The sequence below is a fragment of the Sphingobium naphthae genome, from assembly GCF_043589935.1.
GTDB lineage: Bacteria > Pseudomonadota > Alphaproteobacteria > Sphingomonadales > Sphingomonadaceae > Sphingobium > Sphingobium naphthae_A.
Map to the genome: position 1 here is coordinate 2,672,410 of NZ_CP171454.1, position 15,218 is coordinate 2,687,627.

Genomic DNA, 15,218 nt, shown 5'->3' on the forward strand with positions numbered 1-15,218 from the left:
CGTTGACGTGGTTGACGCGGCACACCGATGGCGTTTGATCCGATAGCCTCAACGATGGAGGCATGGGCATGCGACAGGAATACCGGGATCGGACAGGTGCGTTGCGCGGATGGCGCGAGGTATCGGGAAACAGGATCAGCGGCAGGGACCGAACCGGCTATCTGGTCGGCTGGTACGATCCTGCGCGAAACGAAACCCGCGACCGTACCGGGAGATTTTTGGGAACGGGCGATATGTTGCCGGCCTTAATACTTAGCGCTCGATCTTGATCGCCTAGAGCTAACAGGCCTGCATTCACGCAAACCTCGCGACTTCTCTTCAAGCCACCTATCAATTCGGTTAACCCTCTCTATCTATAGGCTGATCGTTTGAGCATTATCGGCTCAGCGGAGAAAAGTTCGTTGGGGGTTTATGTCTGAGTATCTACCGGTCCAAGCGCATTATCACGCCCATCGTTTGACTGTCGCTGGAACGGCTGAGGACGCTTTCACGCGGTCGCTGACCTCCGCTCGTGTGGAAATGAATCCGCATCAAGTCAATGCTGCCCTATTCGCGCTGAAGGCTCCCTATGCCAAGGGTGTGCTTCTGGCCGATGAAGTGGGTCTGGGGAAAACGATCGAAGCCGGCCTTGTCATGTCCCAAAAATGGGCCGAACAGAAGCAACGCATCCTGCTGGTGGTTCCAGCGTCACTTCGCAAGCAATGGCAACAGGAACTGTTTGAAAAATTTTCGCTACGCAGCCACATCCTCGAAGCAAAAACCTACAATGATTTGCGGAAAAATGGAAAATCGCGGCCCTTCGAGATTGGCGACGGCATTATCATCAGCTCATATGAATTTGCAGCCCGCAAGGCGGATGAAATTAGGGCTGTTCGCTGGGACTTGGTGGTATTTGATGAAGCCCATCGCCTGCGCAACGTCCATCGTAACAACACGGCTCAGGGGGCAAAGGCGCTGAAACGAGCAACGGATGGCTCCTTTAAGATATTGTTGACGGCAACACCGCTTCAAAACTCGCTGATGGAATTGTTCGGCATAGTCTCGATGATTGATGACGCGCATTTCGGCGGGGAAAATGCCTTCCGTGCACAATATGCCGGTGCCGCAGCGACGCCAGCATCGCAAGAAATGTCGCGCGAACGCTTGAACCCAATTTGCCATCGCACTCTGCGTCGTCAGGTTCAGGAAGCCGGCCATATCAATTTTCGGCAACGAAACGCTGTGACGTTCCAGTTCGAGCCATACGATCAGGAAACCACGCTTTACGAGATGCTGTCGGAATATCTGCAAGACCCTGGCACTATCGCTTACGGCGGCAGGAGCAACGCGCTCGTTGTATTGCAGGCACGCAAAAGTCTTGGCTCTTCGACTTTTGCTGTTGCCCGGTATCTTGATACGCTGCTGGAACGGCTCCGCCGAAAGCAAGCCGCCTCCCCGGACATGACGGACGATTTTGAGGACGCATTCGAGGAGGAACAGGAAACCTTGAACGGCGACGATGGCAGCGATGGCCATGTCGATGATTTCGTGGACCCGGTTCAGCTCGCCAACGAAATCGGACTGGTCGAGGCGATGCGCAACCTCGCACAAGACATCGGCGTCAATGCAAAGGGCGAAAAGCTGATCCGCAATCTGCCCGAAGTGCTCGACCAAATTGAGGCCAAGGGAGGCAGGCGTAAAGCAGTGATTTTCACCGAAAGCGTCCGCACCCAGAAGTATCTAAGCCAGTTGCTCACTGAAAACGGTTACGCGGGTCAGATCGTTCTCATGAACGGCTCGAACAATGACGATGAGAGCAGGGCAATTTATAGTGCTTGGAAGGGGCGCCACGCGGGCACCGACCGCATATCAGGATCAAAAACGGCGGATATGAAGGCCGCGATTGTCGAGGCTTTCAAAAGCGACGACAAAGCGATCCTCATAGCCACCGAAAGTGGCGCGGAAGGCATCAACCTCCAATTCTGCTCGCTGCTCATCAATTATGATCTACCGTGGAATCCGCAGCGCGTTGAGCAGCGCATCGGTCGATGCCACCGATATGGACAGTTGGTTGACGTGATGGTCGTCAACATGCTGAACATGAAGAACCGAGCCGAAGCGCGCATCCACCAATTGCTGGAGCAGAAGCTGCATTTGTTCGAGGGCGTTTTCGGGTCCAGTGACGAGGTGCTGGGCATCCTGACCGATGGTATCGATTTCGAAAAGGAAGTGCTACGGATCGTCCAGAGCTGCCGCAGCGCGGAGGAAGCCGACCGTGAATTCGACGAATTGACGGCGCGCATTCAGGACAGCATCGACACCGATCTCGCGGCCGCCCGCGCCAAGGTTCTCGAAAACATGGACGCCGATGTCATCGCCAAGCTCCACCGCCGCAATGAGGCGCTGGCGCAGATATTGCCGGAGTTCAAGCAACGCCTGTTGATGGTCGCCAAGGCCGAGCTGCCCGAAGCGCAATTCCTGACCCCGGACAGCGAATGCTTCGGCTGGAATGGCAAGCAATGGACCACGAAATGGCCCTTGGCGGACGAAAATGATTGGCAGTTCTTTCGCGTCAACGAGGGCTTGGGGCATGATTTGATCGAACAGGCGAAAGCCCGCACGGTCGGCGACGGCGCGGAGGCAGTTCGGTTCGATCCCGCCGCTTATGCCTATGCCGGACAGCTTGGCGGCGTGACCGACCTATCCGGGCAGTCAGGATGGTTACGCGCGTTTAGGGCCATTATGCCGACGCCGGGAGCCGAACGCGAAGAGGTGATTGTCATCGCAGAAACCGATGGCGGCGAGATGGTGAAGCCGCTGGTCTGCGATAAGATGATGATGGCTCCCGCTCAATCGCTGGGGCAGGCCGATGGCGCCATCCCCCATGACCGGCTGGCCCAGCTCCAAGAATTTGAATTCGGCCATTTCTCCGAGCGTGTGAAGGAGGAGAATTATAAATGGCTGATCGAGGAAGAAGAACGCTTGGGCCGCTACGCCCGCGACATGGAAATCGAGATTGAGGCGCAGATAGCGACGCTAGACGCCGAGCTGAAGGAATTGCAGCGCCAGAAGCTTTCGCCCCATCTCAGTATGGAGGAGAAGGTTTCTGTCATGCGCGACATCCGCAAGAAGGAAACGGCGCGCGACGAACTGAAAATGAGCCAATTCGACACCAAGAAGCAGGTAAGCAAGGACATCAACGACAAGCTCGATGAATTCTCCGCCTTGCTGGATCAGCAGCCCCGGCTGGAGGAGATGTTCACGCTGCGCTGGACGGTAGCGTGACGCGATGCTGGACGGGTTCAGTCAGGCTCCACGCCATGTCGAACTCGATCTGACTTCCTACGAAGGGCCGTGGATGTTGATTGCCACTGAGATGTGACCCGGGGGCGCTATAAGTTTCCACTGAGAATTGACCCATGTTTCCCTCCCCTCCGGCTGTCAGTCGGAGGGTCTCGGAGTGATCAACATGGACTTACTCAGTGTGATCCGCCGATGGCATTTCCGGCAGGAGATTTCCATTCGGGAGATCAAGCGACGGACCGGCCTATCGCGCAATACCATTCGCAAATACCTGCGTTCCGATGCGGTGGAGCCCAGTTTCAGGGTTCCGGTGCGCCCCAGCAAACTCGATCCCTTCGCGGACAAGCTGTCGGCTTGGCTGCGGGTGGAATCCAAGAAATCCCGCAAGCAGAAGCGGACCGCCAAGCAACTCTATGTGGATCTGGTGGAGCTGGGTTACGATGGCTCCTATAACCGGGTGGCCGCCTTTGCCCGCCGATGGCGGACCGAGCTTCAGTATGAACAGCAGACCAGCGGACGCGGGACGTTCGTTCCTTTGGCTTTCCAGCCTGGCGAGGCCTTCCAGTTCGACTGGAGCGAGGATTATGCCGTGCTGGACGGCAAAGTGACGAAACTGCAGGTCGCTCATACCAAACTCGCGCATAGTCGCGCCTTCATTGAGGATCAGCGTGCAATAGGCACCCCCTTCGTGGGGTGATCGGCGTGCAAAAAGGACCCCTTCATCCCGGGGATTTAGTCGGCCGACTGGTTTTGATCAGTTGGCGAGAACGGGATGTTGATCGTGGAGACAGTGGTTCGGATTCGGCGTGAGCATGCAGCGGGTAAGGCGATCAAGGCGATCGCTCGTGACCTTCGTTTGTCGCGGAAGGTCGTCCGCAAAGCGATCCGGTCGCCGGAGGCGGCGTTCAACTATCAGCGCAAAGTCCAGCCGCTGCCGCGGATCGGTCCTTATCAGGATCGTCTCGATGCGCTGCTTGAGGAGAACGAAGGTCGCGGCCGCCGCGATCGGCTACGGATGACGCGTATCCATGACCTGCTGGTGCGCGAGGGGTTCGATGGATCCTATGATGCGGTGCGCCGCTATGCGGCGCGCTGGCGTGCTGCGCGGCGGAAGGATGCTGGCGAAGGCGCACCGGCGTTCATCCCGATGACCTTCCAGCCGGGTGAGGCCTACCAGTTCGACTGGAGCCACGAGGATGTGGAGATCGCCGGCAAGCCGATGCGGGTGAAGGTGGCGCATATGCGTCTCTGCGACTCGCGCGCACCCTATGTCCGGGCCTATCCGCGCGAGGGCCAGGAGATGCTGTTCGATGCCCATGCCCGGGCGTTCGCGTTCTTCGGCGGTGTGCCGCGACGCGGTATCTACGATAATATGAAGACGGCGGTGACGGCCGTGTTCACCGGCAAGGAGCGTGTGTTCAACCGCCGCTTCCTGATCATGACCGATCATTACATGGTCGAGCCGACCGCCTGCTCGCCGGCGGCGGGATGGGAGAAGGGCCAGGTCGAGCAGCAGGTCCAGACAATCCGAGGCCGCTTCTTCCAGCCGCGGCTCCGGTTCGCCAGCCTGGCCGAGCTCAACGGGTGGCTGGAGGCCGAGTGCCGGCGCTGGGCCGAGCATCATGCCCATCCCGAACGCGGGGATATTACCGTCGCCGAGGCGCTGGATATGGAGCGACCGGCCCTGCAGCCGATCCTGGCACCGTTCGACGGCTTCCATGAGAGCGAGCATGCCGTCACCGGCACCTGCCTCATCAGCTTCGATCGCAACCGCTACTCGGTCATGTCGACGGCCGCACGCCGGACCGTTCAGGTGCGCTCCTATGCCGATCGCATCGTCATACGCTGCGGCGATGCGATCGTCGGGGAGCATGAGCGCCACTTCGGTCGGAACCGCACGATATACGATCCCTGGCATTATCTGCCGGTCCTCGCGCACAAGCCCGGCGCGCTGCGTAACGGCGCACCGTTCCAGGACTGGGATCTGCCGCCCGCCCTGCACCGATTACGGCGAAGGCTCGGCACCGGGGACGAGGCCGATCGCAGGTTCGTGCGGGTCCTCTCGGCGGTGCTCACCGATGGCCTGGAGCCGGTAGAGGCTGCCGTGCGCGAAGCGTTGGCGAACGGAACGGCCAGCGACGAGCTGATCCTCAACATCCTCTCCCGGCGCCGCGAGCCGGCGACACCCCACAGCATCGTCACTTCGGAAGACCGGATGCTGCAGCATCCTCCGCTCGCCGACTGTGCCCGCTATGATCTGCTGCGAGGCTATGATGCAGCGGCATGATATGATCGACACGATGCGCGGCCTCGGACTCAAGGGCATGGCGGCGGCGTTCGACGAGGCGGTCACCACCGGCCTCCAGCGCAAGCGCACCACCATGGAGATACTGACCGACCTGCTCCGTGCTGAGGCGACCCACCGGGATGCAGCCTCCATCCGCTATCGGATGACGGCTGCGAGGCTGCCCGTGGTGAAGGACCTGGAGCGGTTCAGCTTCGAGGGCACACCGATCAATGAGGAGATGATCCGCTCCCTTCACGATGGCTCCTTCCTCCCGCCTCGCCGCAATATCGTGCTGGTCGGCGGCACGGGGACAGGCAAGACCCACCTCGCCATCGCGATCACCGCCAATGTCGTGCGAAGGGGCGCTCGCGCCCGCTACTTCAACACCGTCGATCTGGTGACACGCCTCGAAGAGGAGACCCGGATCGGCAAAGGCGGGACCCTGGCGGCGCAGCTGTCGCGGCTCGACCTGATCGTTCTCGACGAGCTCGGTTATCTGCCGTTCGCCCGCTCGGGAGGGCAGTTGCTGTTCCACCTCATCAGCAAGCTTTATGAGCGGACCAGCGTCATCATCACCACGAACCTCGCCTTCGGCGAATGGCCGACCGTGTTCGGCGATCCCAAGATGACCACGGCGCTGCTCGACCGCGTCACCCACCACTGCGATATCGTCGAGACGGGCAACGACAGCTGGCGCTTCAAAAACCGCAGCTGACAGCCACCTTCGGCGCCTTCAAAAATCTATCTTGCGCTGCGCGCGCCTCCGGTCGGGCTACGCCCGCCCTCCGCCGCACGCAGCGCAAGGCCATCTTCAACAAACCAGCATCATATTATCTGAAAAGGGGGTCCCTCTTCGACGCCGATCGGGGGTCCCTTTTGAACGCCGTTTGACATGCGCCTTTTGCCGGATTGCAGCGAAGGCGTCTTGCAGTTCGTCAAACTGCGCGTCGGGTGAGTTGCTTTTCAATACAAGCGGCATGTGGTCCTCGGATGATGTCCTCAGAATCTCTACCGGCTAAAATCTTTTCAAAGGGTTGCAGTCGTTACGCTTACGATTTTTAAATCTGCGCACGGGCATGGCAGGCCATCGAAGGAGACGTCACCCATGCTGACCAAAGCTGACCTGTTGGCCCAGAACCGCGCAATCTATCTACCCGCGATCAGTGCCAACTATGCTAATTTCGCGAGGAACGGGGCCTTCAAGCGCAAGGTTGGTGGCCTGATCCCTGCCGATCTTGATTTCCTCGATCCATCGAATCGCTATTTTGCCTACCCTTTCGCACTCTACAGCGCGGGGCAGGTAATCCGCACGCCCAATAAGCTGCCCAAGGCCTGTATGGTGGCTCAGCGAGATCGCAATGAAACTATCGTCCTGGGTGACAGCGGCGGCTTTCAGGTGTCTCGTGGCACCATTGAATTCGAGAAGGACACAACGGCACGCCGGATGCTGAAATGGATGGAGGGCGTGGCCGACTGGTCCATGGTTATGGACTTTCCAACCGGCGGCATCGGTCCCGGTTTCATGAAGCCCCATGTCGAACGTCTGATTGCGGAGGGGCATGATCTCTCAGCGATGTGCAAGGCCAATGGCCAGTCCCTCGATTTCAATGCCTGTCTGCTCCAGACCCAAATCAACAACGACCAGTTTGTGGCTGAGCGCACGGCAGGGGCTACCGGCCTGCTCAACGTGCTACAAGGACGAAACGAAGCCGAGAGCAAGGCGTGGTATGAGGCAGTCAAACATTATCCGTTTGAAGGCATCGCGTTTGCGGGTGCACACCAGAATCATTTCAGCTTATTGCTGCGCCGTCTCTATGATCTTCACATCGACGGCCAACTGCAAAAATGTGCGTGGGTCCACGTTCTGGGCGTCTCGACCCTCGACATCGGTTGCCTGCTGACCAAGGTGCAGCGGTGCGTCCGGGAACACTGGGGCTATCCCGATTTCCAGATCAGCTTCGACAGCGCCAGCCCGTTCATCAACGCCGCCAATAATGGAATGATTATTGGGCAGACGCTGGACGCTTACGGCTGGACGATCCGCACTGCTGGCATTGCCACAGTCGGGAGCAATGACTTGCCGTTATCGGTCAGCGATTTCTGTACTTCCAAGCTTCACAGGAAAACTGATCGCCTCGGGCGTGAGATGATCGCAGCCCGCACCGCTACCGGAAACAGGATCGGCATGGCTGATTTGTGTGTCGGTAAAGCCAAGATTGCGGGGCAGCGTGACCGATCTGGCCTTGATGTCGATGGCAGCTATCTCCTGATGTACCATAATGTGCAGGCTTTCGTCACAGCACATGCAAAGGCGCATGAGGTGTTCTTCGGGCCGGAGCAATGGCGGATACCGCTCGACACATTAAGCATCGCGGGCGCCATTGATGTGATGTTTAGAGGGGAGCCGATTACGAGCGCCATGGGCGGCGTCGTTTACGCGCCAGTTCGCGATCCAATTAGCCATATCAAGCGGTGCCAAATTTGGCTCGATAGGCTTGCGATTCAACGCACACGGCCAACATCACGGATAGGCTACAATATAGGGCAAGCGGCATAGTCAAATAAAATTTCGATCGCGTTATAATTCCTATCTGAGAGAAGGAAATTTTACAGAATGAATGACCATAATTTGGAAAAATTGCTTGCTGAATTTGTTGAGAAAATTAATCCTCTAATGCCGTTCATGGCAAATGAGCGAGGTATTATTCCAACCAATCTTAGAAATATCTCTCCTGACGAGTGGTTGGTAAATAAGGCCGCAATATGGAGGTTCGCAAAAGAGTGTGAGGGTATGGATCAATGGCCTGAAAATCGCCAGAGGAGCTACAGGTCTAACATGGCAATCTATCAGGATTCTTTAGATGCCGCCCATCGCTACATAGTTGCGCGTGATTTTAACGAATTTCGAGAGGACAAGTGGCGGGTTTTAGCAAAGGTTGCAATTCAGCCATAAATCACTTCGCTGGTCGGCGAGATGACAAAATTACTCAGCGGCGGAATATGCAGGCGCTCGAAGCGATGTGCTTGCTTATGCATAAGAAAATATAAATTAGCTCAATTCAACTGCTTAACATATCAATGCCGTTATTATAATGGTGCCAGGCCATGATGGCGGCGGCTCCGCGATGTGGGCGCCAGGCTTCGGCCACTTGCCGCGTCAGCGCTTCACTGGGGCGCTCGGCCATGCCCAGGATGCGCCCAATCTCGATCTGCACCGCCAGGTCGCCTGCGGGCCAGATGTCGGGCCGTCCTTCCGCGAACAGCAGGTAGATTTCCGCCGACCAGCGGCCGATCCCCTTGATCTGCACCAGCTGGGCAATCGCTTCCTCGTCGTCGGCGGGCAGGGCGTGAAGATCCAGCGCCCCCGACACTACCAGCTCGGCTAGGCTGCGGGCATAGCCCTGCTTCTGCCGCGACAGGCCGCACGCCCGCAGCGCGTCGAAATCGCGGGCCAGCAGCGCCTGCGGATCGCAGCCTTCACCCAGTTCCGCCTCCAGCTTGCGCCACACCGCCGCGGCCGACGCCACGCTCACCTGTTGCCCCACGATCGTGCGCAGCAGCGTCTCATAGCCCGGCGCGCGCAGCCGGGGGGCGGGATAGCCCACGCGCGCGATCGCCGCGACGAACCCCGGTTCCATCGCCGCGATCGCGTCCAGGCTGTCGCGCAACTGTTCCGCACTGCTTACCATGATGTCGTCGCCCGGCCTTGATTTCCCGGCCCCTGTCGGTCAGAGCGGAAAAAATTTCGAAGGGACAAGGGTAGATGCCGAAACTGATCGTGGTCAACCGTGCGGGTGACGAACAGGCTGTCGACGGCGACACCGGCCTGTCGGTGATGGAAGTCATCCGCGACAACGGCTTTGACGAACTGCTGGCCCTATGCGGCGGCTGCTGCTCCTGCGCGACCTGCCATGTCTATGTCGACCCCGCCTTCGCCGACGCCCTGCCGGCGATGAGCGAGGATGAAAATGACCTGCTCGACAGCTCCGATCATCGCAACGACACCAGCCGCCTGTCCTGCCAGGTTGTGCTGACCGATGCGATGGACGGCCTGCGCGTCACCATCGCGCCGGAAGACTGACCGCGGCGCGGGGGGCAAGGCGCAGCGTCGCCATCGGCGCATCCCTTACCCGCCCCGCCCGGCCTAGCGATTGGTCGCGGCGTAGAGCGCGATCGCCGCCGCGTTGGACACGTTCAGGCTCTCCATCCGCGGGCTGATCGGCAGCTTGGCGATGATGTCGCAATGGGCGATTGTGTTGTGGCGCAGCCCTTCGCCTTCCGCGCCCAGCACCAGCGCCACGCGCGATTCCCCGATCGCCTCGCCGATCGTCGTCTCCGCCTCGCCGTCCAGGCCGATGCGCCAATAGCTCGCCTCGGCAATCTCATCCAGCGCACGGGCCAGGTTCACCACCCGCACCCACGGCACGATTTCCAGCGCGCCCGACGCCGCCCGCGCCAGCACGCCCGACTCGGGCGGCGCATGCCGGTCCTGCGTCACGATGCACAGCGCGTCGAAGGCGGCGGCGGACCGCAGGATCGCGCCGACATTATGCGGGTCGGTCACCTGGTCCAGCACCAGGATCGGCCTCTTGTCCTCCTGCCCCTGTTCCAGCACCTCGCCCAGCCACACATCGTCCAGCGGCTCGACTTCGGCCACGATCCCCTGGTGGGGCGCGTCGGCGGGCACCATCCGCCCCATGTCGGCGACGTCGGAATAGACGATCGGCAGCACCGGCGGCAGATCCAGCGCGCCCAGCGCCTCGCGCGTGCCCCATATCTTGCGCACGGTGCGGTTGGGGTTGGCGAGCGCCGCTGTCACGGCATGGCGACCGTAGAAGCGGGGGAAGGCGCCCTTGGGCTTGGCGGAACGATGCGTCTTTTTCATGGCCCCGCTCTTTTCACATCAGGCCATTGACAGGCAAGCCTCCATTCGCCATTAGGCCGCCTCCAGCGCGGCGGGGAACGCTTTCTTCGGCGCGTAGGGCACTGGACAGGTGGCCGAGTGGTTAAAGGCAGCAGACTGTAAATCTGCCCGGGTTTCCCGTACGCTGGTTCGAATCCAGCCCTGTCCACCACTGCATCGGCCCGGTGCAGCCGCTCCTCTTCGCGGAAGGGGCGGGAACAGACAGGCCAGTGTGGACGCATAGCTCAGTTGGTAGAGCAGCTGACTCTTAATCAGCGGGTCCTAGGTTCGAGCCCTAGTGCGTCCACCAGCCCCTTCGACAGCCGCCTCTTCCGGGTTTCCGCCGGCCTGGCCATCCACCGAACGCTGCCAGACGCCCGTCTTGGAGCGGCAATCGCTGCACAGGCGATCCTTCTCTTAGGCGATGGGCGAAACATTGCCGGATTGACTTCACATCGTTCGGATGATGTGCTGCACCGCAGCAGCAACCTTGTCATGTCGCCTCGTACCCCTGGGGGGAAGGGCGACAAGACATGACGGGGTTGACCCTAATTTCTCGTCGGGAAATCCTGGCCGATGACCCTTGAACATACCCGCTTGGTGGACCTGGCGCTGCAAGGCGGGGGTGCGCATGGCGCCTTCACATGGGGCGTGCTGGATCGTCTGCTCGAAGAGCCCTGGCTGCGCATCGATGGCATATCCGGGACATCGGCCGGAGCCATGAACGCTGCGGTCTTGGTCGACGGCTATACTGATGGTGGCGCGCCGGGCGCACGCGCCGCGCTGGCGGCCTTCTGGCGCAACGTGTCCGACGCTGCGCAATTCAGCCCCTTCCGCCGCACATTTCTGGACATGCTGCTTGGCAACTGGACGCTGGACCAATCGCCCTGGTTCAACGCGATGGACATGATCGCGCGCCTTTTTTCGCCCTATGATCTCAATCCGGCCGGCTTCAATCCGTTGCGCGACATACTTGAAGCCTCCATCGATTTCGAGCGGTTGAGCGCCAGTTCGATCAAGCTCTTCATCACCGCTACCAACGTGCGAACGGGTCAGGGGCGCGTGTTTCGAAACAGTGAAATCAACGCGGATGTCCTGCTGGCATCGGCCTGCCTGCCCACCATGTTCCACGCGGTCGAAATTGATGGCGAGGCTTATTGGGACGGTGGCTATTCGGGCAATCCGACGCTCACGCCTCTGATACGCGAATGCGATTCAGAAGATACCATCCTTGTCCAGGTCAATCCGGTCGAACGCGCGCCGTCGCTCTATGCAGCGCGAGAAATCGCCAGCCGGTTGAATGAGATTTCCTTCAACGCCGTCCTGCTGAAGGAATTGCACATGATGGCTCTGCTGCGCCGCGTTGCTGATCCTGGCAAAGGCGAAGGCGCGAAATGGGCGAAAATGCGCATTCATCGCATTGCCAGCGAAGCCATGACGGCGTTCAGCTATTCGTCCAAACTGAATGCCGAATGGGCGTTCTTCACGCATCTTCGCGATATCGGGCGACAGGCGGGCGAGCAGTTCCTGGCCAGCAGCGGTTCGGCGATTGGCAAATGCTCGACGCTCGACCTCGACGAATTGCTCGCCAATGTCTGAGGGGTTGAGTTTCCTCGGCATAGCGCTCGCGCTCGGGCTTCTGGTCGCAATGGCGTATCGTGGCTGGAGCATTCTTGTGCTTGCGCCCCTTTCAGCCCTGATCGCAGCGGCCTTTTCCGGATTGCCTTTGCTGGCCAGTCTGACGCAAATCTTCATGCCCGCGTCAGCCGGCTTCATTGCGCAATTTTTCCCGCTGTTCCTGCTTGGCGCCATATTCGCCAAACTCATGAACGACAGCGGTTCGGTGGACATAATCGCCGACCGCCTGGTGGCGGCGCTCGGCCCCGACCGTGCCGTCTTCGCCATCGTGCTGGCCGGCGCCATTCTCACCTATGGCGGCGTCAGCCTTTTCGTCGCATTTTTCGTCCTGGTCCCGATGGCGCAGGCGTTATTTGCGGCCGCCTCCATTCCCCAGCGTCTCATTCCAGCCGCCATTGTGCTTGGCACCTCGACCTTCACCATGACGGCGCTGCCGGGAACACCGGCGATCCAGAATGTCATTCCGATGCCCTTCTTTGGCACCACTATCTATGCCGCTCCGGGTCTAGGCGTGATCGCTGCGATGATCATGGTGGGCACGGGGCTGTTGTGGCTCCGTCATGCGCAACGGTCGGCCGCTCCTGTGACGGATGGCTCTGGCCAGCGGGTCGCCGCGGGAATAGATTCGGAGAGGCTGCGCGAACATGGGGCTACGGCATCGACCTTCGATCCGGCGGAGATCGAGCAGGGACGGCAAACGGCCGCGCCGCCGCCGCTGATGATCGCCATATTGCCGATCCTGGTCATGATCATCGCCAATCTGATCCTGTCGCTGGGCCTGTTCGCCAATCGGGAGGCGCCTTTCCTGGCGGAGCCGATATGGGGTGAAACGACCTTGTCGGCTGTTGCGGGGCTATGGGCGGTCGTGGCGGCGCTGGCGCTGGCGACGCTCATCCTGATCATGGCCAACTGGCATCGGATTCCGGACTTGCGAACCAGCATCGACGCCGGGGCCAATGCGGCGGTTCTGCCCGCACTCAGTGTCGCCAGCCTCGTCGGCTTCGGCGCGGTGATCGCGACGCTTCCCTCCTTTCACGCGATTCGCGACTGGGTGCTTGGAATAGATGGCGGCCCGCTGGTTTCGCTCGCTGCGGCGACGAACCTCCTGGCCGCGCTTACCGGGTCCGCATCAGGAGGGCTCACGATCGCGCTGGAGGCTTTGGGTCCGACTTATGCGGCCATAGCTGTGGACCACGGCATCGACCCGGCGATCATGCACAGGGTCGCTGTCATCGGCGCTGGCACGCTGGACATTCTGCCGCACAACGGCGCCATCGTCTCCCTTCTGGCGCTTTGTGGGCTGACGCATCGCGAAAGTTATTTCGACATAGCGATGACGGGCATCGTCGGATCAGTCGTAGCGTTGACGGTTGTCATTCTGCTGGGGGAATGTCTGGGGTCATTTTAGCAAGGGCGGGGAGCACGACCGGGCGATGGCAGGCCCTCCGTCCTGTCGCGCCGGTCCCGGGCATCGCCGCCTTCACCGAAATCTGCTGGGCCCTGAGCCTCAAATGGGCCGCGACCACCGCCAGTTGACAGGCGTCGATCGTCCGCATTGCCCTCAGCTTCCTCAACATGGCCCTCCTCGCGCTCACCATGCGCGCCATCCCGGCCGGCACCGCCTACGCCATCTGGACCGGCCTGGGCGCCGTCGGCGTCATCATCGGCGGCATGATCCTCTTCGGCGACAAGGTGAACTCGGTCCAGGCCGGCTTCATGGCGATGATCGTCGCGGACGTTGCGGGCACGAAGCTGTTCGGGCTGGGGGGAGGGGCGGGACCTGAATTCGGTTTGAGAAGCGTTCGGCCACTCCGACGATCGGATGTGTCATCGCCGACTTAGTCTGGGACGAGGCAGTCGTTCGCAGGTCCAGCGGCGAAGGACTGCTTCGGGCAAACCTAGCCAATCACGGACTGGTGGCTTCCCGCGGATGCTTGCGGTGAAAGTCATTGGCGTCCGAGGTGTCGGACACAAGCGGATTCGATTGGAGGAATGCGCGTCTGCATTCTCCTGGCAATATTTCAACCGCAACCATTGGCGTGCTTGTCATTAAACCGTTGGCCGTTCGACTGAACAAGGGTCACTAGCTCAATGCTTACTTCAGGTGACAGAATAGGAATCACCATCGACGGAGACAAGCACGTCGTCCATCGATTATGCTGACCCGGCAAGCAAAGGAATCTCATCGCGAATGGCATCTGAGGGCCCAAACAGCAGCCGTATTCGCGACAGGATCCTTACTGTCGTAGATCTCGCCGCGACCTTTGTTCTGGCAACGGAATGTGCGCTTACGGGGGTAAAGGCCGATTTTGATCTCTTCGGGCTGCTTGTCCTCGCCTTTGTCGGATCCGTTGGCGGTAGCGTCATGCGTGACCTGATTCTAGGCGAACACCCTCCTGCGCCATTTCGTGACTGGCGCTATGCGGCGGTTGCGGTGGCAGCGACGATGGTTGTCGTGGCCACCTCAATTGCGCTGGGCCCCGTGGGCAATCTTACTCCACCTTTCACGATCGACATCTTTGAAGGGTTTGGTCTTGCGCTCGCGGCCGTCGCCGGCGCGCGCAAGAGCCTGGATTATGAACTCAACGGCGCCAGTGTCATCATCATTGCAACCGTCAACGGATGCGGTGGCGGGATCCTGCGCGACGTGCTGAGTGCGCAGGTTCCGGACGTTCTCCACGAAGATTTCTATGCCACCGCAGCCTTGGCAGGAGCCGCCTTGATGGTCGTGTTGAACCAACATTTCGCTGTCCGAAAAAATCTGGCCGACGCCATTGCCGTGGTCGCGATATTCGCCCTGCGAACTGCCGCGTTGCTGGGAGCGTGGCAACTCCCGCATCTGCGATAACGTGCCGGCCGGTGTCGGTCGCAAATGGCGTTCTCGGATGAAGGACACACGCTGTTAAGCAGTTGCTCGTTCCCTTGAAAAAATGGGGTCAGACGACGAAGACCGCCGCGATCGCCAAGACCCGTCGGCAATGTAAGTAAAGGGGCGCAAATCCACCAAGCAACTCCGTGTTGGCGTACGGCGGGTTTCGAAGGGAAGCCGGCGTTGGCCCTTTCGCGTCGGAACAGCGTATGTTGGTCGGCTGCTGCCGCACTCAGATA

Annotated in this window: 11 protein-coding genes, 2 tRNA genes and 2 pseudogenes; 13 read left to right on the top strand and 2 right to left on the bottom strand. The window is 60.1% G+C overall.

Annotation, left to right across the window (positions count from 1 at the left end):
* The first annotated feature begins 519 nt into the window (after nt 1–519).
* From ACGGKE_RS13290 to ACGGKE_RS13315, 6 genes and pseudogenes are all read left to right on the top strand, one after another.
* On the top strand, nt 520–3,264 hold the full coding sequence (locus ACGGKE_RS13290; protein ID WP_394438639.1) for an SNF2-related protein: 2,745 nt from the start codon (nt 520–522) through the stop codon (nt 3,262–3,264).
* Nucleotides 3,265–3,448: 184 nt separating this feature from the next.
* Nucleotides 3,449–3,940 (top strand): annotated as a pseudogene (locus ACGGKE_RS13295) (IS21 family transposase); the annotation flags it as partial.
* Between the two features lie 114 nt (nt 3,941–4,054).
* Nucleotides 4,055–5,569, top strand: a complete 1,515-nt coding sequence (gene istA, locus ACGGKE_RS13300) for an IS21 family transposase (RefSeq protein ID WP_021238707.1) — start codon at nt 4,055–4,057, stop codon at nt 5,567–5,569.
* Entirely contained in the window at nt 5,556–6,284 is a 729-nt protein-coding gene (gene istB, locus ACGGKE_RS13305) for an IS21-like element helper ATPase IstB (RefSeq protein WP_031304487.1), read from the top strand. Before istA ends, istB begins: the two co-directional genes overlap by 14 nt.
* A gap of 390 nt (nt 6,285–6,674) precedes the next feature.
* Entirely contained in the window at nt 6,675–8,126 is a 1,452-nt protein-coding gene (locus tag ACGGKE_RS13310) for a hypothetical protein (protein WP_021228004.1), read from the top strand.
* 57 nt (nt 8,127–8,183) lie between these two features.
* Nucleotides 8,184–8,522 (top strand): hypothetical protein, encoded by a 339-nt coding sequence (locus ACGGKE_RS13315; RefSeq protein WP_152528123.1) that lies wholly within the window; start codon nt 8,184–8,186, stop codon nt 8,520–8,522.
* Between the two features lie 106 nt (nt 8,523–8,628).
* Here ACGGKE_RS13315 and ACGGKE_RS13320 read toward each other — a convergent pair whose 3' ends face one another.
* Nucleotides 8,629–9,258 (bottom strand): DNA-3-methyladenine glycosylase family protein, encoded by a 630-nt coding sequence (locus tag ACGGKE_RS13320; protein ID WP_394438640.1) that lies wholly within the window; start codon nt 9,256–9,258, stop codon nt 8,629–8,631.
* 74 nt (nt 9,259–9,332) lie between these two features.
* On the opposite strand from ACGGKE_RS13320, the gene ACGGKE_RS13325 reads away from it, so the two are divergent.
* A complete protein-coding gene (locus tag ACGGKE_RS13325; protein WP_394438641.1) occupies nt 9,333–9,650 on the top strand; it encodes a 2Fe-2S iron-sulfur cluster-binding protein in 318 nt (105 codons plus the stop codon).
* 63 nt (nt 9,651–9,713) lie between these two features.
* Here ACGGKE_RS13325 and ACGGKE_RS13330 read toward each other — a convergent pair whose 3' ends face one another.
* Complete coding sequence (locus ACGGKE_RS13330; protein WP_394438642.1) at nt 9,714–10,454, bottom strand: TrmH family RNA methyltransferase; 741 nt, start codon at nt 10,452–10,454, stop codon at nt 9,714–9,716.
* 103 nt (nt 10,455–10,557) lie between these two features.
* Between ACGGKE_RS13330 and ACGGKE_RS13335 the strand changes: the two genes are divergently transcribed.
* The 6 genes and pseudogenes from ACGGKE_RS13335 to ACGGKE_RS13360 all read left to right on the top strand — a co-directional run bounded on the left by ACGGKE_RS13335 (nt 10,558) and on the right by ACGGKE_RS13360 (nt 14,958).
* Nucleotides 10,558–10,644, top strand: a tRNA-Tyr gene (locus ACGGKE_RS13335).
* Nucleotides 10,645–10,706: 62 nt separating this feature from the next.
* Nucleotides 10,707–10,782, top strand: a tRNA-Lys gene (locus ACGGKE_RS13340).
* 266 nt (nt 10,783–11,048) lie between these two features.
* A complete protein-coding gene (locus ACGGKE_RS13345; RefSeq protein WP_394438643.1) occupies nt 11,049–12,071 on the top strand; it encodes a patatin-like phospholipase family protein in 1,023 nt (340 codons plus the stop codon).
* 49 nt (nt 12,072–12,120) lie between these two features.
* The gene (locus tag ACGGKE_RS13350) at nt 12,121–13,518 is read left to right on the top strand and encodes a GntP family permease (RefSeq protein WP_394442017.1); all 1,398 of its coding nucleotides are present in this window, start codon (nt 12,121–12,123) and stop codon (nt 13,516–13,518) included.
* Nucleotides 13,519–13,580: 62 nt separating this feature from the next.
* Nucleotides 13,581–13,868 (top strand): annotated as a pseudogene (locus ACGGKE_RS13355) (DMT family transporter); the annotation flags it as partial.
* A 433-nt stretch (nt 13,869–14,301) separates the two neighbouring features.
* Complete coding sequence (locus ACGGKE_RS13360) at nt 14,302–14,958, top strand: trimeric intracellular cation channel family protein (RefSeq protein WP_394438645.1); 657 nt, start codon at nt 14,302–14,304, stop codon at nt 14,956–14,958.
* The last annotated feature ends 260 nt before the right edge of the window (nt 14,959–15,218 follow it).